This window comes from Streptomyces sp. NPDC059443 (assembly GCF_042750105.1).
Lineage (GTDB): Bacteria > Actinomycetota > Actinomycetes > Streptomycetales > Streptomycetaceae > Streptomyces.
Map to the genome: position 1 here is coordinate 120,284 of NZ_JBHYVM010000009.1, position 20,697 is coordinate 140,980.

Consider the following 20,697-nt stretch of genomic DNA (forward strand, 5'->3'; position numbering starts at 1 on the left):
CACCCCCTCCCCGTCCTCCCCCGCCCCCCCGCCCCCCCCCCGCCCCCCCCCCCCCCCCCCCCCCCCGCGGGCGCTCGCGCCGTTGGGCTCGCGCCTTCGGGCTCGCGCCGTTACTTCATGAACTTCTTGAACTCGTCCGGGAGGTCGAAGTCCTGGCCGGGCTGCGCGCCGCCAGCCGGAAGGCCGAACGGGTTGCCGCCGCCGGCCGCCGGCTCGACCGCCTGCGGGCCCTGCTCCTTGCGGAGCGCGGCCGCGGCTTCCTCTTCCCGGCGCTTCATCGGGTTGCCGCTCTTGCGCTTGCCCTTGGCCTGCTTGACCTGCTTCTTCTGCCGGCCGGGGCCGCCGCCCATCCCGGGGATGCCCGGCATCCCGGGCATGCCGCCGCCCTGGGCCATGCGGGACATCATCTTGCGGGCCTCGAAGAACCGCTCGACGAGCGACTTCACGGCGCTGACCTCGGTGCCGGAGCCCTTGGCGATGCGGGCGCGGCGCGAGCCGTTGATGAGGTGCGGGTCCTGGCGCTCGGCCGGGGTCATCGACTTGATGATCGCGGCGGTGCGGTCCACGTCGCGCTCGTCGATGTTGTTGATCTGGTCCTTGATCTGCCCCATGCCGGGGAGCATGCCGAGGAGCTTGGAGATGGAGCCCATCTTGCGGACCTGCTCCATCTGGGACAGGAAGTCGTCGAGCGTGAACTCCTTCGGCCCCTTCGCCAGCTTCGCCGCCATCTTCTCGGCTTCGTCCTGGCTGAACGTCTTCTCGGCCTGCTCGATGAGGGTGAGCATGTCACCCATGTCGAGGATCCGGCCCGCCATGCGGTCGGGGTGGAAGGCGTCGAACTCGTCGAGCTTCTCGCCGTTCGAGGCGAACATGATCTGCTTGCCCGTGACGTGCGCGATGGAGAGCGCGGCACCGCCGCGGGCGTCGCCGTCGAGCTTGGAGAGCACGACGCCGTCGAAGCCGACGCCGTCGCGGAAGGCCTCGGCGGTGTTGACCGCGTCCTGGCCGATCATGGCGTCGACGACGAAGAGGATCTCGTCCGGGCTGACGGCGTCGCGGATGTCCGCGGCCTGCTGCATCAGCTCCTGGTCGATGCCGAGGCGGCCGGCGGTGTCGACGACGACGATGTCGTACTGCTTGGTGCGCGCGTACTCGATGGAGTCCTTGGCGACCTGGACCGGGTCGCCGACGCCGTTGCCGGGCGCGGGCGCGTAGACGGCGACGCCGGCCCGCTCCGCGACGACGGAGAGCTGGTTGACGGCGTTGGGGCGCTGGAGGTCGCACGCGACGAGGAGCGGGGTGTGGCCCTGCCCCTTGAGCCAAAGGCCGAGCTTTCCAGCGAGGGTGGTCTTACCGGCACCCTGGAGACCGGCGAGCATGATCACGGTGGGCGCGGTCTTGGCGAAGCGCAGCCGCCGGGTCTCGCCGCCGAGGATGGAGACCAGCTCGTCGTTGACGATCTTGAGGACCTGCTGGCCCGGGTTCAGGGCCTTGGAGACCTCTTCGCCGCGGGCGCGCTCCTTGACGTTCGCGATGAAGGAGCGGACGACGGGGAGTGCGACGTCGGCCTCGAGGAGGGCGATACGGATTTCCCGCGCCGCAGCGTCGATGTCCTGCTCGGAGAGGCGGCCTTTGCCCCGGAGGGACTTGAAGGTCGCGCTGAGGCGGTCGGAAAGCGTATCGAACACGGTGGTCGCGATTCCTCGGGTCGGGGGCGGTGTGGTCGTCCCCAGGGTATCGGGCCGCGCCAGCCCCTTGGCCCTGCGGGCGGCTTTCCCCACCCCGCCCCTTCCCAAAACCGGGGGCTCCGCCCCCGGACCCCCGCGCCTCAAACGCCGGCGAGGCTGGAGTATCCAGCCCGCCCGGCGTTTGAGGGCCGGGTCCGGGCGGAGCCCGGGGAACGGTGGAAGGGCGGGTCGGGGACGGCTCCGCGCAGCGGCTACAGCAGGGTCGCCTGGACCGCTGCGGCCAGGGTTGCCGCGGCCACGGGCGCGAGAGGCTTGCCGTCCCCGTCGACCACGTACACCGTGTCCACCGCGTTCGCGCCCAGCGTGGAGACGTGCGCGCTGCGGACCCGGACGCCGGAGGATTCCAGGGCGCGCCCGATCCGGTGCAGCAGCCCGACGGCGTCGGGCGCGCGGACCTCCAGGACGGTGGCCAGGGAGGAGACCTCCGGGACCACCGAGACCCGGGGCGGCGGCGGAACCACCCCGCGGCGGCGCGGGTACGCCGCCTCGCGGTCCGCCAGCTTCGCCGGGACGTCCAGGGAGCCGTCCAGCGCCCGCACCAGGTCGGTGCGCAGCCGCGCGGCCTGCGGCAGGGAGCCGTACTCCGCGGCCACCCGCCACCGCAGGACGAGCACCTCGCCCAGCCGGTCCGGGAGCTCCAGGGAGCGCAGGTCCGCCGCCCGGACCGTCAGCCGGTGCAGGGCCAGCACTCCCGCCACCGCCGGGAGGACCCCCGGCTGGTCGGGGACGGCCACGATCAGCTCGACCCCGACCGCGTCCTCCTCCTGCCGGGCGTGCAGGGAGAGGACCGGTTCCCCGGTGCGCAGGGCCTCCACCGCGAGGCGTTCCTGTTCGGTCGTCTGGATCTCCGGCTCCCCCGCCGCCGGGGCGGCCCCCCGCAGGACGGCGGCGACCCGTCCGACCAGGTCGGCCACGAGCGAGCCGCGCCAGGCGCTCCAGGCCGCGGGGCCCGTCGCCAGCGCGTCGGCTTCGGTCAGGGCGTGCAGTATTTCCAGCGTGCCGGCCGTCCCGACCGCCTCCGCGACCGCCTTCACCGTCGCGGGGTCGTCCAGGTCCCTGCGCGTGGCGGTGTCGATGAGCAGCAGGTGGTGGCGTACGAGGACCCCGAGCACGGCCACGTCCTCCGGGTCGAAGCCCACCCGCAGCGCCACGTCGCGGGCGATCGTCTCGCCCGCCACCGAGTGGTCGCCGGGCCAGCCCTTGCCGATGTCGTGGAGCAGCGCGGCCATGAGGAGGAGGTCGGGTCGGCTGACCCGGCGGGTGAGCTCCGAGGCCCGTACGGCCGTCTCGACCAGGTGCCGGTCGACGGTCCAGGTGTGCACGGGGTTGCGCTGGGGCCGGCAGCGGACCCGTTCCCAGTCGGGCAGCAGCCGGGTGATGATCCCCTCGGCTTCGAGGGCCTCCCATACGGCGATGGTGGGTTCGCCCGCGCCCAGCAGGGTGAGCAGCTGTTCCCGGGCCTCGGCCGGCCAGGGCACCGGGAGGGGTCGGGCCTGCGCCGCGAGCCTGCGTACGGCGTGCAGCGAGACGGGGAGTCCGGCCTGGGCGGCGGCCGCGCCGAACCGCAGGGGCAGGACGGGGTCCCGGTCGGGGCGAGCGGCCAGGGCCAGGACGGCCTCGCCGTCGGATTCCACGACGCCTTCGGCGAGCGGCGCCCGCTCGGGCACGGTGCTGCGGGTGCCGAGCAGGCCGCGGAGCCGGGGCCGCGCGGCCCGGGCGCGGAGCACGCGCCCGACTTCGCGCCAGGTCACGTCGCCGGCGTACGAGACCACGCGCGCGGCCTCGTACACCTCCCTGAGCAGGGCGTCGGCGTCGAGCAGCCCGAGCTGGGCCGCGACCGGGGTCTGTTCCTGGAGGGAGAGCCGCTCGGTGGCCCGCCCGGTCACCAGGTGGAGGGCGTCGCGCGCGTCGAGCAGGCGCCGCCTGGCGTCGGCGAGGCCTTCGCGCGGGGCGTCGGCCAGCCAGGACGCGGCGACGGCCCGCAGGGCGGTGACGTCGCGCAGCCCGCCGCGGGCCTCCTTGAGGTCGGGTTCGAGGAGGAAGCGCAGTTCCCCCGCGCGCTCCGCCCGTTCCCGGCACAGGGAGTGCAGTTCGGGGAGCCGCTTGACGGCCTGGTTCCGCCAGTCGGCGAGGACCGAGGTGCGCAGGCCCGCGAGGAGCCCGACGTCGCCGGCGACGGGCCGGGCGTCGAGCAGTCCGAGGTGCACCTTGAGGTCTTCGGCGGCGGTCTTGCGGGCTTCGCCGGGGGTGCGGACCGAGTGGTCGAGGGCGAGCCCCAGGTCCCAGACGGGGTACCAGAGCCGGTCGGCCAGTGCGCTGAGCGCGCGGGGGTCGGCTTTGCCGTCGTGGAGCAGGACCAGGTCGAGGTCGCTGCGGGGGGAGAGTTCGGCGCGGCCGTAGCCGCCGACGGCCACGAGGGCGGCGCCCCGTACGCCGGTCTCCCGTACGGCGGTGGCGAACAGTGCTTTGAGCCAGTCGTCGGTCAGCGCGGCCAGGGCGGAACGCCGGGAAGGCCCGGACCGCGACTCCTCCTGGAGGAGTCGCAGCCGGGCCGCGGCGTAACCGCTGGGTCCCGAGTCGGCCGTGTTGTCGTCCATGGTCTCTTCGACGCTCGTCAACCCAGGAGCTCCCGTCACCTAGAGCGCGTCAGCGCCGCGCTCGCCGGTGCGGACCCGGATGACCGAGTCCACGGGGATGCTCCACACCTTGCCGTCGCCGATCTTGCCGGTCTGGGCGGCGTCGACCACGATCCGCATCACGTCCTCGGCGTCGCCGTCCTCGACGAGCACCTCGATGCGGATCTTGGGTACGAGGTCCACGGTGTACTCGGCGCCGCGGTAGACCTCGGTGTGGCCGCGCTGGCGGCCGTATCCGCTGGCCTCGGAGACCGTGAGTCCCTGGACGCCGTACCGGTGGAGGGCTTCTTTGATCTCGTCCAGCCGGTGCGGCTTCACGATCGCGGTGATGAGCTTCATGCGTCAACCTTCTTGCTCGCGGCGGCAGCGGGGACGGGTGCGGCGGTGCTCCGCGAAGAGGCGCCGCCGCCGGCTCCGCTGAAGTCGTAGGCGGTCTCGGCGTGTTCGACCTGGTCGATGCCGGAGACCTCGTCGTCCTCGGTGACCCGCATGCCCATCGTCCTGTCGAGGAGGAAGGCGAGGACCGCGGACGCCACGAGAGAGTAGATGAGGACGGAGAAGACTCCCACCGCCTGCTTGCCGAGCTGGGCGAGGCCGCCGCCGTAGAAGAGGCCGGCCGCGTCGGACTGGACCCCGCCGGTGGCGAAGAGGCCGATGAGGAGGGAGCCGACGACACCGCCGACGAGGTGGACGCCGACGACGTCGAGGGAGTCGTCGAAGCCGAACTTGTACTTGAGGCCGACGGCCATGGCGCACACGACGCCGGCGATGGCGCCGATGGCGATCGCGCCGAGCGGGGAGCAGGAGCCGCCGGAGGGGGTGATGGCGACGAGGCCGGCGACCGCGCCGGAGGCGGCGCCCAGCGTGGTGAAGGAGCCGTGGCGCAGCTTCTCGTAGCCGAGCCAGGCGAGCATGGCGGCGGCGGTGGCGACCTGGGTGTTGACGAACATGACGGCGCCGACGCCGTCGTCGTTGCCGAGCCAGGATCCGGCGTTGAAGCCGAACCAGCCGAACCACAGGAGGCCGGCGCCGAGCATCACGAGCGGGAGGCTGTGCGGGCGCATCGGGTCCTTCTTGAAGCCGACGCGCTTGCCGATGACCAGGATGACGCCGAGGGCCGCGGCGCCAGCGTTGATGTGGACGGCGGTGCCGCCGGCGAAGTCGATGACGCCGAGCTTGAAGAGCCAGCCGCCGGCGCCCCACACCCAGTGGGCGACGGGGAAGTAGACGATCGTGACCCAGAGGGTGATGAAGAGGGCCCACGCGCTGAACTTGACGCGGTCGGCCAGGGCACCGCTTATCAGGGCCGGGGTGATGATGGCGAACATCAGCTGGAAGACGGCGAAGACGTAGACGGGGATGGTGTAGCCGTCCCACAGCTCGGTGATGCCGATGCCGCTGAGTCCGACGTAGTCGGAGCTCCAGCCGATCACGGACCCGACGTCGGAGCCGAAGGCGAGGCTGAATCCGTAGAGGACCCAGAGGATCGTGACGATCCCGAGGCTGATGAAGCTCATCATCAGCATGTTGAGGCTGCTCTTGACGCGGACCATGCCTCCGTAGAAGAAGGCGAGTCCCGGGGTCATCAGCATGACCAGGGCGGAGCAGATGAGCATGAACCCGGTGTTCGCGGCAGAGAGCGTCGGGGCGTCTGCCGCGAGGGTCGTGATGGCTGATGCCATCGGCGTCTCCTCGTCGTCGGTACGTTCGCGTGCGGGCGACCGTGAAAACCTGAGCGGCGCTGGTTTTTGAATCAGGCCTGAGGGGCCCGGCCCGAAAGCTGGCCGGTTAATGGCCCTGAGATTCGCGCAGGCCGGTTTCCGGCGGCGCCGCTGGGTGTTTCGCGTCGATGACGAAGAGGTCCCGCGTGTTACGCGTCCATGAACGGGTGGTTCATGGACGCCCGGCCCGAAAGCCCGGCCGTGGCGATGACCCGGGGAACCTGGCTGGGGGAGCCTGATCGGGCTTCACGGGGTGACTGCCACGGCCGGGGGCCTGGATGGACGGCCGCGAGGGCCGTCAGACGGCCTCCGCGGCTTCGGGGAGCCGGGAGGCGAGGTGGTCGGTGAGGCGCACCACGTCGGCCACGTCGCCGTACTCACGCGCGGCGGTGTCGACGGTCTTGCGCAGCCGGGTGTTGACCCTTTCGGACCGCACCTTTCCCGCCACGTCGAGGGCGCGGCCGACGAGGACGGCGGCCTGCTCGGGCTCGCGCTGGAGCAGGTGCACGGTGGCCATGCCGATGAGGTTGAGGGCGTACGAGCGCTGGTGCTCCTCGTCCTTCTCGAAGAGCTCGACGGCGCGCTCCATGACGGGCTCGGCGAGGGAGGCGTACATGGGGCTGCGGCCGGCCACGTAGGCCAGGTCTCGGTAGGAGTGGGAGTTCTCGCCGTTGAGCTCGGCCTCGGAGAAGAAGCGGATCCAGTCGGGTTCGGTCTCCCCGCCGAAGCCGACGTCGGAGAAGGTGTCCTCGGCCATCCGCACGGCCCGCTTGCAGCGGCTGGGCTGGCCCATGTTGGCGTAGGCGCGGGCCTCCATCGCATACAGCATGGCCTGGGTACGGGGCCCCGCGCAGTCGCGGCTGCCGTACTGCGCGAGGTGGATGAGCTCCAGGGCGTCCTCGGGGCGGCCGAGGTGGATCATCTGGCGGCTCATGCTGGAGAGGATGTACGAGCCGAGCGGCTTGTCCCCGCCCTGTTTGGCGGCGTGCAGCGCGAGGACGAAGTACTTCTGCGCGGTGGGGTGCATGCCGATGTCGTAGCTCATCCAGCCGGCGAGTTCGGCCAGTTCCGCGGCCACCTTGAAGAGCCGTTTCATGACCGGGGCCGGGTGGTGTTCCTGGAGCAGGTCGGTGACCTCGTGGAGCTGGCCGACCACGGCCTTGCGGCGCAGGCCGCCGCCGCACTGGGCGTCCCACTGGCGGAACATCACGGTGGTGGCTTCGAGGAGGTCGAGCTCGGGCTCGGAGAGCCGGGGCGGCCGGTGGCCGCTGAGGGCGCCGCCCGCCGGTCCCGCCGCCCGCGGGCCCTGGTCCGAGGGCGGGACCGGGACGAGCCAGCGCTGCATGGGCTCGATGAGGGCGGGGCCGGCGGAGAGCGCGAGCGAGGTCCCGAGGAAGCCGCGGCGGGCCAGCATCAGGTCGCTGCGGGAGAACTCGCCGAGCAGCTCGACGGTCTGCGGGCCGGCCCAGGGCAGGTCGACCCCGGAGACGGAGGGGGTCTGGTGGGCGGTGCGCAGTCCGAGGTGCTCGATGGCGACGACGGAGCCGAAGCGTTCGGAGAACAGCTCGGAGAGGATCCGCGGGACGGGTTCGCGGGGCTGCTCGCCGTCGAGCCAGCGGCGGACCCGGGAGGTGTCGGTGCTGATGTGGTGGGCGCCCATCTGGCGGGCGCGGCGGTTGACCTGGCGGGCCAGCTCGCCCTTGGACCAGCCGCTGCGGACGAACCACGACGTCAGCTGCTCGTTGCGGGCGGTCGCACCCTGCTCCGGCTCCTCGGCGGACGAGTCGTCGGACTCCGCGCTCGTTCCGCTTGCGCCGTTGCCGCTCACTGGAACGCCCCCATCCCTCAGCCTCTTCAAACACGAAGTCGGTCGGCGAGCGGCGGGAGGAGACCTTCACAGGTCCTTCACACCATGCCTCCGGCATACCCGCGGACGAGTCTGCCTTCGCTCTTCGTGCACCGAAAGTAATCCTACGATCACCCCTTCGGCGAGGTCGATCCCGGAAACGCCACCATTCGCCACCCCTTCGAATGAACTCGCCACCCGCCAGGCGCGATTCACTTGACACGAAGGCGAAACCGATCGGATGGACAGGGGTGCGCTCGGGGCGCGCGCGGCGAGGAGTGCGCCGGGCCGCGACAGGACGGACCGCCGCGGCCCGGGCGCGATCCGGACTCCGCATCCTGCCCCATCCGGTCCCGCCGACGTCGTAACCACCGGCACGTCCGACCCGTTGGAGGGGGCATGGGCATGGGCTTCACGATCGGCGGCAGCCGCGGCACCAAGGAGTTCCGGTCCGGCGCTCGGCGTCGAGGCCGGACGTCGGAGTGCACGGCGGTGGCGGAGTACACCGGACTGTGGGGCTGGGACGTGGTCCCGGGCGCCCGGGCCGCGGCGCCCGCCCGCGACTGCTCCTGCGGTCATACGAGTTGCGGCGCGCCGGGGGCGCATCCGCTGGCCCTCGCGCCGACGGTCCCGGCCGGAGCCACCCTCGACGAGGTCACCGAGACGTGGAGCGGATACCCGGGAGCCGCGGTGCTGCTCCCCGTCGGCCGCGCCTTCGACGTCATCGAGGTGGCCGAGGAAGCCGGGCGGCGGGCGCTGGTCCGGCTGGAGCGGATGGGCCTGCCGCTCGGCCCGGTCACCGCGACCCCGGACGGCCGGGCCCAGTTCTTCGTGGCCCCGGGGGCCGCGGCCGGGCTGCCCCAGCTGCTCTACCGGATGGGCTGGGACGACGCCGGTCTCGATCTGCGCGCGCTCGGCCAGGGCTCCTACGTCACCGCACCGCCGTCCGACCACGCGGGACTCGGCCCGATGAGCTGGCTGCGCCCCCCGGCGCTGGACTCGGCCGGGGATCCGCCCCAGGCCCGGCTCCTGCTGGGCACCCTCGCCTATCTGTGCCACCGGCTGCGCAAGGCCTGAGCCCCGCCCACGGCAGTGCCCCCGGGTCCGTGGGACCGCGGGGGCACTGGTCTGCGTACAGGCTCGTATGCCTTTTGAGGCTCTCAGTCGCCGATCAGGGCGTCGACGAAGGCCTCCGGGTCGAAGGGGGCCAGGTCGTCCGCGCCCTCGCCGAGGCCGATGAGCTTGACCGGGACGCCCAGCTCGCGCTGGACGGCGATGACGATGCCGCCCTTGGCGGTGCCGTCGAGCTTGGTCAGGACGATGCCGGTGATGTCCACGACCTCCGCGAAGACCCGGGCCTGGGTCAGGCCGTTCTGGCCGGTGGTGGCGTCCAGGACCAGCAGGATCTCGTCCAGCGGGCCGTGCTTCTCCACGACGCGCTTGACCTTGCCGAGCTCGTCCATCAGGCCGGTCTTGGTGTGCAGGCGGCCGGCGGTGTCGATGAGCACCACGTCGGCGCCCTCGGCGATGCCCTCCTTGACCGCGTCGTAGGCGATGGAGGCGGGGTCGCCCCCCTCGGGTCCGCGCACGGTGCGCGCGCCGACCCGGTCGCCCCAGGTCTGGAGCTGGTCGGCGGCTGCGGCACGGAAGGTGTCGGCCGCGCCGAGCACGACGCTGCGGCCGTCGGCGACGAGCACGCGGGCCAGCTTGCCGGTGGTGGTGGTCTTGCCGGTGCCGTTGACACCGACGACCATGATCACGCCGGGGGTGTCCTCGCCGCTCTCCGTCTTCACGGCGCGGTCGAAGTCGGTGCCGAGGAGCGCGACGAGCTCTTCCTTCAGCAGGGCGCGCAGATCGGCGGGGGTGCGGGTGCCGAGCACCTTGACCCGCTCGCGGAGCCGGTCCACCAGCTCCTGGGTCGGCGCGACACCGACGTCGGCGATGAGGAGGGTCTCCTCGATCTCCTCCCAGGTGTCCTCGTCGAGGTGCTCGCGGGAGAGCAGCGTGAGCAGCCCCTTGCCGAGCGAGTTCTGCGACCGGGCGAGGCGCGCGCGCAGCCGGACCAGGCGGCCGGCGGTGGGCTCGGGCACCTCGATCTCGGGGGCGGCGGGCGCGGCGGGAGCCTCGGCCTCCACGACGGGGGCTTCGGCAGCCTCCGCCTCGGGGAGCGCGACCTCCTCGATCGTGCGGCGCGGCTCTTCCGCCGTCGTTGCGGCGTCCTCCCCCACCTGCGGTTCGGCGGGCGGGGCAGTGATGGTCGGCGTGCTCGGCGGCGCCGTGGGCAACTGCTTCTTCTTGCGGCTGCTGACCACGAGCCCGCTGATCGCACCGACCGCGACCAGGGCGATGACTACGGCGAGGATGAGGATGTCTGTCATAACCCACCCAGTATCGGCCACGCGCACCCCGAGGCGGGGACCCTGGAGGTTTATACCAGGACGTAAGCCTCTGTTTGTACTTTTTGCGGCGAATCTACGATGATGGGCAATTCCCCACGCCCCGCCTCCCCCCACGGAGTACACCTATGCCTGCCGAGACGACCGCCGTCGAGTCACGCGGCCTGGAGCCCGTTCCGGACGGCGAGCGGCGCGGCCGGGTCCGCGAGCTCGTGCCGACCTGGGTCGCCGCCAACATCAGCGTGCTGCTGCTGACCATGGGCGCCGGCCTGGTCATCTTCAACAAGCTGAACATCTGGCAGGTGCTCGTCGTCGCGATCGCCGCGCCCGTGGTCTCGTACGGCATCGTCGGCCTCATATCCATCGCGGGCAAGCGCGGCGGCGCCCCCGGCATGGCGCTCTCCCGGGCCGTCTTCGGCCAGCGCGGCAACCTCTTCCCCGGCGCCCTGATCTGGGTCGCGCGCTGGGGCTGGGAGACCATCAACGCCGTCAGCGGCGCCTACGCCGTCCTGACCGTGCTCGACCTGGTCTTCGGCATCAAGAAGAACACCGCCCTGATCGCGGTCACCCTCCTCTTCTTCGTCGGGTGCACCTTCCTGGTCTCCGGTCTCGGCATCAACGCCCTGCGCGTCTGCTCCACGTGGTCCACGTACCTCTTCGGCGCCTTCAGCGTGCTCGTCCTCGGCTACCTGATCGTCGAGACCGACTGGTCGGCCGTCTTCGGCAAGCCCGCCGGTTCCACCGCGATGATGATCGCGGGCATCGGCACCATCGCCGCCGGCGGGATCAGCTGGGTCCCCTCCGGTCCGGACTTCACCCGCTACCTGCCCCGCACCGCCTCCGCCAGGGGCATGGTCGGCGCCACCATCGGCGGCGCGGCCGTCGTCGTCATCCCGATGGTGCTGATGGGCGCGGTGATGGCGGTCGCCACCCCCGACCTGGCCACCGCGCAGGACCCGGTCTCCTTCATCGGGGAGCTGCTGCCGACCTGGATCGCGGTCCCGTACCTGCTGATCGCGCTCGTCGGCATGCTGCTCATCAACTCGATGTCCATGTACTCGGCCGGCTTCACGGCGCAGACCCTCGGCATCAAGGTCCCGCGCGCGGCGGCGGTGAGCGTCAACGCCGTCATCAGCTTGGTCTTCGGCTTCCTGCTGATGGTGGTCGCCACCAGCTTCTTCGGGTCCTTCATCTCCTTCCTGACCCTGCTCGCCGTGGCCTTCTCCGCCTGGATCGGCGTCTTCGGCGTGGACATGCTGCGCCGCACCTCCTACGACGGCGCTGCCCTGCTGGACACCACCCGGACCAGCGCCTACTGGTACCGGGGCGGTTTCGCCTGGCAGGCCATGACCGCCTGGGGCCTGGCCCTGGTGGTGGGCCTGCTGTTCACGAAGGTCGACTGGTTCAGCGGCCCGCTGGCCACCACCTGGATCGGCGAGAACGGCCTGGGCTGGGCGGCGGGCATCGTCACCTCGGCCGTCCTGTACGCGGTCCTGCCGCGCACGGCGCCGACGGCGCCGGCCGGGCCGTCGGCAGAACCGTCGGCCGGGCCCGCCGTGGAGCCCGTCCCCGGTGAGCCGGTGGCCGCCGGAGCCCTGTCCAACTGACGTCACGTCAGCTAACGTCCCCCTTCGCCCGCCCACCCACCTCCGGCGAAGGGGGACTTCTCCATGCCCATCACCGTGGCCCGGTTCAATCTCATCGACCCGAACGGCACCCCGGAAACCCTCTCCGCCCGGTACAAGGCCGCGCTGGAGATGGCGAAGTACGCGGACGACCGCGGGATCGACACCATCCAGACCGAAGAGCACCACGGCACCGACAACAACTGGCTGCCCTCGCCCTTCGCCTTCGCGGGCGCGGTCTTCGGCGCCACCCGCCGGATCGCGGTCACCGTCTCGGCGATCATCGGCCCGCTGTACGACCCGCTGAAGGTCGCCGAGGACATCGCGGTCCTCGACCTCCTCAGCGGCGGCCGCCTCGTCACGGTGGCCGGCATCGGCTACCGGCCCGAGGAGTACGAGCAGCACGGCGTGGAATGGGGCCGGCGCGGCAAGCTCCAGGACGAGCTGCTGGAAACCCTGCTGAAGGCGTGGACCGGCGAGCCGTTCGAGTTCCGGGGCCGGACGGTACGGGTCACCCCGCGGCCGTTCACCCAGCCGCACCCGCTGCTCCTGGTCGGCGGCAGCTCGCAGGCGGCGGCCCGCCGCGCGGCCCGGCTGGGGCTGCCGTTCTTCCCGAGCGCGCACCTGCCGGAGCTGGAGGCGTACTACAACGCGAGGCTCGCGGAGTACGGCACGGAGGGCTTCTGCATGATGCCGGCGGCCGAGACCCCGTTGCTGCTCATCGCCGAGGACCCCGACCGGGCGTGGGCCGAGCACGGAGAACGCTTCCTGCACGAGGCCGGGATGTACGCGTCCTGGCAGTCCAAGGACATCCTCAGCGCCGTCCGCTCGGGCGCGCACACGGTGGCGGAGCTGCGCGCGGAGGGCGTGTACCGGATCCTCACCCCGGACGAGGCGGTCGCGTACGCCCGCGGCGCGGGCGAGGCGGGGAACCTGGTGCTGCACCCGCTGTGCGGCGGGATGCCCATCGACGAGGGCTGGCGGAGCCTGCACCTGCTGTGCGAACAGGTACTGCCCCGGCTCAAGGCCTGAGCCACGGGGGCCGGGCCGGCGGGGGCAGTACCTGTCGCGAGAGGAGAGGGGTGTTGGCGGGGGTGGTTACCCCATCTCCTCCAACGCCTTGCCCTTGGTCTCCGGCACCCACTTGAGGATGAACGGGACCGAGAGCGCGGCGAAGAACGTGTAGATGACGTAGGCGCCCGACAGGTTCCAGTCCGACAGGGTCGGGAACGAGACCGTGATGACCCAGTTGGCGATCCACTGGGCGGCGGCGGCCACGCCGAGGGCGGCGGCGCGGATGCGGCCCGGGAACATCTCCCCGAGCAGCACCCAGACGACCACGCCCCAGGACATCGCGAAGAAGAGCACGAAGCAGTTGGCGGCGACCAGGGCCACGATGCCCTGGGCGTGCGGCAGCGCGATGTCGCCGCCCGCGCCGGACTTGTACGAGAAGGCCCAGGCCGCCAGGGCCAGGGAGATCGCCATGCCGACGGAGCCGATGAGCGCGAGGGGCTTGCGGCCGATCCGGTCCACGAAGATCATCGCGATCACCGTGCCGATGATGTTCACGACCGAGGTCTCGAAGGAGTACAGGAACGAGGCGCTCGGGTCGATGCCGACCGACTGCCACAGCGAGGAGCTGTAGTAGAAGATCACGTTGATGCCGACGAGCTGCTGGAAGACGGAGAGGCCGATGCCGATCCAGACGATGGGCAGGAAGCCGAAGCGGCCGCCGAGCAGGTCCTTGAAGGTGGACTTGTGCTCGGAGCGCATGGCGTGCTCGATGTCCGCGACGCGCCCGTCGAGGTCGACGTGCTCGCCCTCGACCTCGGCGAGCACCTTCTTGGCCTCGTCGGTGCGGCCGACGGAGATCAGGAAGCGCGGGGACTCCGGGATGACGAAGGACATCAGCCCGTAGAGCGCGGCCGGGACGACCATGACGCCGAGCATCCACTGCCAGGCTTCCAGGCCGCCGATGCTGCCGCGCTGGTCGCCGTCGGCGAGGTTCAGGATCCCCCAGTTGACGAGCTGGGAGACGGCGATGCCGATGACGATCGCGGCCTGCTGGAAGGAGGCGAGCCGGCCGCGGTACGCGGGCGGGGACACCTCGGCGATGTAGGCCGGGCCGATGACCGAGGCCATGCCGATGCCGAAGCCGCCGATGACCCGCCACAGGGCGAGGTCCCAGAGGGCGAAGGGGAGGGCCGAGCCGAGGGCGCTGGCCGTGAAGAGGGCGGCGGCGATCTGCATGCAGCGGATGCGGCCGATCCGGTCGGCGATGCGGCCGGCGGTGGCGGCGCCGAGGGCGCAGCCGATCAGCGCGGCGGCGATCACCTGGGCGAGGGTGCCGGCCCCGACGTCGAAGCGGTCCCGGATCGCGACGACGGCGCCGTTGATGACGGAGCTGTCGTAGCCGAAGAGGAATCCGCCCATGGCCGCGGCCGCTGTGATGAAGATGACGTGCCCGAGGTGGTCGGGCTGGGACGCGCGGCCGCCGCCTGATGCCGAGGCCTGCGTGGTGCTGCTGCTGGTCAAGGTCTGCTCCTGCGTGCCCGGCTGCGGTGACGGGCGGTGGGTTGTTTCCTACCAGTGGCGCACAGGTCAAGATCGGGCACCACCTGGAGGAAGGACGGCGGAAGCGAGCCTATGTGTTCATTTCTTGAAGTCAAGAGGTGAAGGAAGGCTTGTTTTCTCGCAGACCTGAGCGGTTTAGGAGGGCTTGAGGTTCACTTCTTGAATGAGTGGTCGGCTGACGCGTGTCACCGCAGGCGCTGGCTGATGACCTTCGAGACCCCGTCGCCCTGCATCGAGACGCCGTAGAGCGCGTCCGCGACCTCCATCGTCCGCTTCTGGTGCGTGATCACGATCAGCTGCGAGCTCTCCTGGAGCTCCTCCATGATCCGGATCAGCCGCTGGAGGTTGGTGTCGTCGAGCGCGGCCTCGACCTCGTCCATCACGTAGAACGGGCTGGGCCTGGCCTTGAAGATGGCGACCAGCAGCGCCACGGCGGTCAGCGAGCGCTCGCCGCCGGAGAGCAGCGACAGCCGCTTGACCTTCTTGCCGGGCGGGCGCGCCTCCACGTCGATGCCGGTGGTCAGCATGTTGCCGGGGTCGGTGAGGATCAGCCGGCCCTCGCCACCGGGGAACAGTCGCGAGAACACCCCTTCGAACTCCCGGGCCGTATCCCGGTACGCCTCCGTGAAAACCTGCTCGACCCGCTCGTCCACCTCCTTCACGACCTGAAGGAGATCGGTGCGCGTTTTGCGTAGGTCTTCCAGCTGCTCGCTGAGGAACTTGTGCCGCTCCTCCAGGGCCGCGAACTCCTCCAGGGCCAACGGATTGACCTTGCCGAGCTGCTGGTAGGCCCGCTCGGCGGCCTTCAGCCGCTTCTCCTGCCGGGCCCGTACGAAGGGCTGCGGCCCGGCCTCGTCCGACTCCCGGTCCTCCCCCTCCACGGGCGGGCTCGGCGGCACCGGCTGATCGGGGCCGTACTCGGCGACGAGTTCCGCCGGCCCGATCCCGAACTCCTCCAGCGCGCGGCCCTCCACCTGCTCGATCCGCATCCGCTTCTCCGCGCCGAGCACCTCGCCCCGGTGCACGGAGTCGGTGAGCTTGTCGAGCTCGCCCTTGAGGCCGCGGCCCCGGTTCCTGGCCTCGTCGAGCTCCCGCTCGCGCAGGCCCTTGGCGTACTCGGCCGACGTGCGCTCCTCGGCGGCCCGGGTCAGCGACACCTCGATGTGCGCGAGCAGCTGGCGGGCGCCGTCGGCGACGGCTCCGGCCACCCGGGCCTCGTGGCGCAGCCGTTCCCGGCGGCGCTCGGCCCGGGTGCGGGCCTCCCGCTCGGCGCGAGCCGCACGGTCGAGTCCGTCCGCGCGGCCGGCCAGGCCCTTGACCCGCTCCTCGTGGGTCCTGAGCTGGAGCCGTGCCTCCATCTCGGTCTGCCGCGCGTTCGCCCCGTCGGCGGCGAGCCGGTCCCTGCGGGAGGTGTCCGGCTCCTCCTCCACCGGCATTTCCTCGGCGACGGCGAGCCGCTCCGCGCACTCCTCCACGTCGGCCAGCGCCTGCTCCAGCGCCTCCTGCGCCTTGGCCGCGGCCGCGGCCCCGCGCTCGGCCTCGCCCTCGGCCCCCTTCGCCTGTCCGGCGAGCCGCCCGAGCTGCTGCGCGACCCCGGCCCGTGCCTGCTCGGCGGCCCGCCTGAGCTCACCGAGCTCCTCCACGCGCGCTCCGGCCTCCGAACGCCGCCGCGCGGCGGCCGCCTTCTCCTCCTCCAGCGCGAGGCACCGGCCGTCCAGCCGGCCGCACTCGGCGTCCGCCTCGTCCACGGCCGCCTGCACCTCGATCAGGCTGGGCACCCCGGCGGATCCGCCGTGCGCGAGGTGCGCCCCGAGGACGTCCCCTTCGGCGGTCACCGCCACCAGATCGGGCCGCGCGGCGACCAGGGCCTCGGCTTCTTCGAGGCTCCCGACGACGGCGTAGTCCCGCAGCACCCAGCCGACGGACCGCACCACGGCGGCATCCCCGTGCACCAGCGCGGCGGCGGGGATACCGCGGCCGGCAGCTCCGCCCGGTCCCTCGCGCTCCGCCGTGGCCACGGCATCCGCCGCCTGGGCGGAGCCCGGATCGGCGGAGCCCGGATCAGCGGATCCCGGGGCTCGGGAAGGGGATGCATGGGGGAAGCCCTCCCCCGGCCTGGAGCCGCCGGTCGGCTCCGCTCCCGGGAACGGCGCCCGGTCGCCGGGGGCAACGCCCTGACCCGGGACCGGGGCGGAGCCCGGAGCGCCGGCTCCGCCCACGGCCCGGGCCGGGACGACCGCGCCATCGCCGTCCCCGGCGACCTGCGCGGGGAGCGGCCCGGCGATCCGGCCGGGGACCGGAGTCCCGCCCGCCGGGCCGACCGGGGCCACGGCCTGGCCCGGGACCGGTCCCGGGCGGTCGCCGGAGGCAGCCTGCGGGGTGATCAGGAATGCGGCCCGGCCCGCATCGACCGCTCGCAGGTGCCTGATCGCCTGCGCCGCCGCCGACGGCGACGCCGCGGCCACCGCGTCCGCCGCGGCACCGAGCGCCGCCGCGACCGCCACTTCGTACCCCGGGGCCACGGACAGCAGCTCCGCCGCCGGGCCGAGCAGGCCTTCGAGCCGCGCCGCCAGCACCGCCCCGGTGCCGTCCTTGCGGCGCAGCCCCATCGCCAGGGCCTCGCGGCGCGCCGACACCGCCGCGCGTGAACGTTCCGCCGTCGCCAACGCGTCGCGCGCCGCGCCGAGTCCGGCCTCCGCCGCGGCCAGCTCCGCCCGGGCGGCCTCGTACTCGCCCTCCGGGGAGGCCGGGGAGTCGTGCTCGCCGACCTCCTCCGCCAGTGCCTCGTACTCCTCCCGCGCCGCCACCGCACGGGACCGCGCCTCGTCCCGCGACGCCACCAGCCGGTCGATCTCCGACTGGGCCGCGCCCGCGCGGGACCGGGCCGCGCCCAATCGGCCCGTCAGCCGCGCCAGGCCCTCGCGCCGGTCGGCGATGGCCCGCGCCGCGTCCCGTAGCCGCCGTTCCTCCTCGGCCAGCGAACGCTCCAGCTCGGCCCGGTGCGAGACCGTGTCCTCCAGTGCCCGGGAGGCCGCCTCCAGCGCGGCCGTCAGTTCCGCCTCCTGCTCGCGGATCCGCGCGGCCTCCTTCTCCATCTCCTCCGGATCGCGGCCCCGCCGCTCCTCCTCGGGCGGCGTCGAGGCCGACTTGACCCGGGCGTCCGCCAGGGACGCGGTCCCCCGTACCCGTTCGGCCAGTTGCGACAGCTCGTACCAGGTCTGCTGCGCCCGCTGGAGCCGCGGCGCGAGTTCCCGTACGGCTTCCTCCAGTTCGGATTCCCGCCGCACCGCCGCGGCGAGCTGCGCCTCCGCCGCCTCTTTCCGTTCCTTCAGCGCCGCCTCGTCCGCGATCTCCGCGTCGAGCGCGCCCTTCAGCGTCACGAGGTCGTCGGCGAGCAGCCGCAGTCGCGCGTCGCGCAGGTCGGCCTGGATCACGGCCGCCCGCCGGGCCACCGCCGCCTGCCGGCCGAGCGGCTTGAGCTGGCGGCGCAGCTCGTCGTTGAGGTCCTGGACGCGCGCCAGATTGGCCTGCATCGCGTCGAGTTTGCGCAGCGCCTTCTCTTTGCGTTTGCGGTGCTTGAGCACGCCGGCCGCCTCTTCGATGAAGGCGCGGCGGCCCATCGGATCGGCGTGCAGTACGGAGTCCAGCTGGCCCTGGCCGACGATGACGTGCATCTCGCGGCCGATGCCGGAGTCGGAGAGCAGCTCCTGGATGTCGAGGAGGCGGCAGGTGTCCCCGTTGATCTGGTACTCGCTGCTGCCGCCGCGGAACATGATCCGGGTGATGGTGACTTCGGCGTAGTCGATGGGCAACGCGCCGTCGGAGTTGTCGATGGTCAGCGAGACCTCGGCGCGGCCGAGCGGCGGGCGGCCGGTCGTGCCGGCGAAGATGACGTCTTCCATCTTCCCGCCGCGCAGGGATTTGGCCCCTTGTTCTCCCATGACCCAGGAGAGCGCGTCCACCACATTGGATTTGCCGGAGCCGTTGGGGCCGACGACGCAGGTGATGCCCGGCTCGAAGCGCAGGGTGGTGGCGGAGGCGAAGGATTTGAAGCCACGCAGGGTCAGGGACTTGAGGTGCACGCCGCCGGACTCTACCTTTCACGTTCGGTTTCGCCCATGAAGGTGCAGGGCACATCAGACGTTAAAGGAAGGGGCCTCTCACCTGGTGCAACGGCGCCAGAAGGAGTACCCGGCAAGAAAGACGCTTCGGCGAGAAAGACGCCCCGGCAAGAAAGAAGGGACGCCGAAGCGCCCCTTGCAGATCTTGCGGTACTGGTTGGTTGAGCGACGAGGGAGCTCGGATCAGGTGAGCGCAGGCTCCGCCTGGGGTACGTCGAGGTCGATGCTGTCGAGCAGCGAGTCTCCGTGCTGTGCGGCGGCCGCGTTCAGTGCGTCGTTTTCGGACTGGATTCGTCCGAGCTCGGACTCCAGGTCCTGGACGCGCTGCTGAAGCCGTCGCATCTCGGCGAGGAGTCGCGGGTCGGAACCGCCGACGTAACCGAGAAGCGCCTTTGCCATGATGGATGGTCCTCCACACTGAGTGACCGACCGAAAGCGGTGTGGGTCGTGAGGGAATCGCACCCGCGGATGTCCGGCAGCGACTGTCAGTCACTGCACACGTTCTTTGGCTAACTGCCAACACTGCCAAACAGCTCAGGTGCGCGGGGCTTCCAGCGTCTCACCAAAAAGTTTGACGGTCAACACGATCACGCCCTGTATCGGCGGGCAGCCCGGTGCTCACAAGGGATGTCGAGATCATCCACGTCTCCGAGCCTTCCACGGATCGCCCGAGTCGGCAACGTCTCAGCGGGGAATGCGCAGATCCGACCATGTGCGGACCATCCGGAGATCTGTTCAGTGCATGATCAGTCGATCGGTCACCGGATCGCGAACCCTTCGTAGCCGCCGCGCGGTGTGCCCCAGATCTCCGTCACACCGTCCACCTTCCCGGGCGTGTCGGCGCTGTGGAGCCATTCCAGGAGCCGGTGGCAATTCTCACGTTGACCTTCGGCCACCACCTGTACTCGACCGTCGTCGAGGTTGAGCGCGAAGCCGGCCAGTCCGCCGATCTCCAGGGCATTGGCCCTGGTGAACCAGCGGAAGCCCACTCCCTGTACACGGCCGCGCACCCAGGCGGTCATCCGGACATCTTCATTCATGCCTGAACGCTAACCGGGCAAACAAATTCGTGGCACGTCACCCCCTGTCGCCATGGCGTACAGTCGCGCACCAATGAGCTCCCCCATTTGGGTGAGTAAACCCTGATCTTGAACCCTGAGGAAGGTAGGCCGCGATGGGACGCCACCGACTCCAAGCCGCACCCCGTCGCGGCACGAAGCGCCGTACCGCCGTGCGCGGCGGCCTGCTCGGCGCGGCTGTGGCCGTGGTCCTCGGCACGGCGGCGGTGACCACGGGCGTGGTCCCGGTCGGCTCCTCCTTCCCCTACGTGGGCGTCGCGGGTGTGGGCTCCGCCGCCAAGACCGAGGCCAAGGCCCAGGCCTCGCCGAGCCCCGAGAGCGCGCTGGAACAGCAGGGCGGCCTGGCCAACCTCTCCGGCCGCGCCTCCGCCGGGCCCGGTTCCGCTTCGGGTTCCCCTTCCGCCTCCCCTTCTCCCTCCGCCTCGCCGTCCCCGTCGGCCAGTCCTTCCCCGACGCCCTCGGCGGAGCCCTCGAAGACCCCCGAGTCGAGCCCCACCCCGGCCGCCGCGCCCAAGCCGGCCGCCCCGAAGCCGGCCACCCCCGCGGCCCCGCCGGCCGCGTCCGGCCACTCCACCGAGGAGGCCGCCGTGCTCACCCTGGTGAACCAGGAGCGCGCCCAGGCCGGCTGCGGTCCGGTCCGGGCGAACCCGCCGCTGGCGGCGCTGGCCGCGTCCTTCAGCAAGGACATGGCCGTCCGGGGCTTCTTCGACCACACCGACCCCGACGGCAAGACCCCGTGGGACCGGGCCACCGCGGCCGGGATCTCGGGCCTGGGCGGCGAGAACATAGCCCGCGGCCAGGGCGACGCGACGGCCGTGATGAAGGCCTGGATGAACAGCCCGGGCCACAAGGCGAACATCCTCAACTGCGAATTCCGCACCCTCGGCGTAGGCCTGTACAACGCCGCCGGCGGCCCCTGGTGGACCCAGGACTTCGGTTTCTAGGCCACGG

General features: G+C 72.0%; 14 protein-coding genes. 4 read left to right on the forward strand and 10 right to left on the reverse strand.

Annotated features, from left to right (window positions below):
- Positions 1 to 110 precede the first annotated feature (110 nt).
- The 5 genes from ffh to ACFXDJ_RS11690 all read right to left on the reverse strand — a co-directional run bounded on the left by ffh (position 111) and on the right by ACFXDJ_RS11690 (position 7,933).
- Positions 111 to 1,688: a signal recognition particle protein gene (gene ffh, locus ACFXDJ_RS11670; protein WP_384664189.1), complete on the reverse strand. Its 1,578-nt coding sequence runs from the start codon at positions 1,686 to 1,688 to the stop codon at positions 111 to 113.
- A gap of 251 nt (positions 1,689 to 1,939) precedes the next feature.
- Positions 1,940 to 4,345, reverse strand: a complete 2,406-nt coding sequence (locus ACFXDJ_RS11675) for a [protein-PII] uridylyltransferase (RefSeq protein WP_384658477.1) — start codon at positions 4,343 to 4,345, stop codon at positions 1,940 to 1,942.
- A 39-nt stretch (positions 4,346 to 4,384) separates the two neighbouring features.
- On the reverse strand, positions 4,385 to 4,723 hold the full coding sequence (locus tag ACFXDJ_RS11680; protein ID WP_214947857.1) for a P-II family nitrogen regulator: 339 nt from the start codon (positions 4,721 to 4,723) through the stop codon (positions 4,385 to 4,387).
- Complete coding sequence (locus ACFXDJ_RS11685; protein WP_384658475.1) at positions 4,720 to 6,066, reverse strand: ammonium transporter; 1,347 nt, start codon at positions 6,064 to 6,066, stop codon at positions 4,720 to 4,722. Before ACFXDJ_RS11685 ends, ACFXDJ_RS11680 begins: the two co-directional genes overlap by 4 nt.
- Before the next feature lie 337 nt (positions 6,067 to 6,403).
- Positions 6,404 to 7,933: a hypothetical protein gene (locus ACFXDJ_RS11690; RefSeq protein ID WP_384658472.1), complete on the reverse strand. Its 1,530-nt coding sequence runs from the start codon at positions 7,931 to 7,933 to the stop codon at positions 6,404 to 6,406.
- A 423-nt stretch (positions 7,934 to 8,356) separates the two neighbouring features.
- Here ACFXDJ_RS11690 and ACFXDJ_RS11695 point away from each other — a divergent pair, with 423 nt between their 5' ends.
- Positions 8,357 to 9,028: a bifunctional DNA primase/polymerase gene (locus ACFXDJ_RS11695; RefSeq protein WP_384658470.1), complete on the forward strand. Its 672-nt coding sequence runs from the start codon at positions 8,357 to 8,359 to the stop codon at positions 9,026 to 9,028.
- Between the two features lie 83 nt (positions 9,029 to 9,111).
- Here the strand turns inward: ACFXDJ_RS11695 and ftsY are convergent, their stop codons facing one another.
- Positions 9,112 to 10,329 (reverse strand): signal recognition particle-docking protein FtsY, encoded by a 1,218-nt coding sequence (gene ftsY, locus ACFXDJ_RS11700; protein WP_384658468.1) that lies wholly within the window; start codon positions 10,327 to 10,329, stop codon positions 9,112 to 9,114.
- A gap of 146 nt (positions 10,330 to 10,475) precedes the next feature.
- Between ftsY and ACFXDJ_RS11705 the strand changes: the two genes are divergently transcribed.
- Positions 10,476 to 11,954: a cytosine permease gene (locus ACFXDJ_RS11705; RefSeq protein ID WP_384658463.1), complete on the forward strand. Its 1,479-nt coding sequence runs from the start codon at positions 10,476 to 10,478 to the stop codon at positions 11,952 to 11,954.
- A 63-nt stretch (positions 11,955 to 12,017) separates the two neighbouring features.
- On the forward strand, positions 12,018 to 13,004 hold the full coding sequence (locus ACFXDJ_RS11710) for an LLM class flavin-dependent oxidoreductase (protein WP_384658461.1): 987 nt from the start codon (positions 12,018 to 12,020) through the stop codon (positions 13,002 to 13,004).
- Between the two features lie 66 nt (positions 13,005 to 13,070).
- Here ACFXDJ_RS11710 and ACFXDJ_RS11715 read toward each other — a convergent pair whose 3' ends face one another.
- The 4 genes from ACFXDJ_RS11715 to ACFXDJ_RS11730 form a co-directional block, all read right to left on the reverse strand.
- On the reverse strand, positions 13,071 to 14,507 hold the full coding sequence (locus tag ACFXDJ_RS11715; RefSeq protein WP_384658458.1) for a sugar porter family MFS transporter: 1,437 nt from the start codon (positions 14,505 to 14,507) through the stop codon (positions 13,071 to 13,073).
- 224 nt (positions 14,508 to 14,731) lie between these two features.
- Positions 14,732 to 18,628, reverse strand: coding sequence for an AAA family ATPase (locus ACFXDJ_RS11720; RefSeq protein WP_384848918.1), 3,897 nt, complete (start codon positions 18,626 to 18,628; stop codon positions 14,732 to 14,734).
- Positions 18,629 to 18,850: 222 nt separating this feature from the next.
- Positions 18,851 to 19,066 (reverse strand): hypothetical protein, encoded by a 216-nt coding sequence (locus ACFXDJ_RS11725; protein ID WP_030227372.1) that lies wholly within the window; start codon positions 19,064 to 19,066, stop codon positions 18,851 to 18,853.
- A gap of 359 nt (positions 19,067 to 19,425) precedes the next feature.
- Positions 19,426 to 19,707, reverse strand: coding sequence for an acylphosphatase (locus ACFXDJ_RS11730; RefSeq protein ID WP_384662982.1), 282 nt, complete (start codon positions 19,705 to 19,707; stop codon positions 19,426 to 19,428).
- A 134-nt stretch (positions 19,708 to 19,841) separates the two neighbouring features.
- Between ACFXDJ_RS11730 and ACFXDJ_RS11735 the strand changes: the two genes are divergently transcribed.
- Complete coding sequence (locus tag ACFXDJ_RS11735; RefSeq protein WP_384662981.1) at positions 19,842 to 20,690, forward strand: CAP domain-containing protein; 849 nt, start codon at positions 19,842 to 19,844, stop codon at positions 20,688 to 20,690.
- The last annotated feature ends 7 nt before the right edge of the window (positions 20,691 to 20,697 follow it).

Coding starts and splice junctions, on each gene's coding strand:
- ACFXDJ_RS11675 (WP_384658477.1), bottom strand. CDS start 4,345: ATGGACGACAACACGGCCGACTCGGGACCCAGCGGTTACGCCGCGGCC.
- ACFXDJ_RS11680 (WP_214947857.1), bottom strand. CDS start 4,723: ATGAAGCTCATCACCGCGATCGTGAAGCCGCACCGGCTGGACGAGATC.
- ACFXDJ_RS11685 (WP_384658475.1), bottom strand. CDS start 6,066: ATGGCATCAGCCATCACGACCCTCGCGGCAGACGCCCCGACGCTCTCT.
- ACFXDJ_RS11695 (WP_384658470.1), top strand. CDS start 8,357: ATGGGCTTCACGATCGGCGGCAGCCGCGGCACCAAGGAGTTCCGGTCC.
- ftsY (WP_384658468.1), bottom strand. CDS start 10,329: ATGACAGACATCCTCATCCTCGCCGTAGTCATCGCCCTGGTCGCGGTC.
- ACFXDJ_RS11705 (WP_384658463.1), top strand. CDS start 10,476: ATGCCTGCCGAGACGACCGCCGTCGAGTCACGCGGCCTGGAGCCCGTT.
- ACFXDJ_RS11710 (WP_384658461.1), top strand. CDS start 12,018: ATGCCCATCACCGTGGCCCGGTTCAATCTCATCGACCCGAACGGCACC.
- ACFXDJ_RS11725 (WP_030227372.1), bottom strand. CDS start 19,066: ATGGCAAAGGCGCTTCTCGGTTACGTCGGCGGTTCCGACCCGCGACTC.
- ACFXDJ_RS11730 (WP_384662982.1), bottom strand. CDS start 19,707: ATGAATGAAGATGTCCGGATGACCGCCTGGGTGCGCGGCCGTGTACAG.
- ACFXDJ_RS11735 (WP_384662981.1), top strand. CDS start 19,842: ATGGGACGCCACCGACTCCAAGCCGCACCCCGTCGCGGCACGAAGCGC.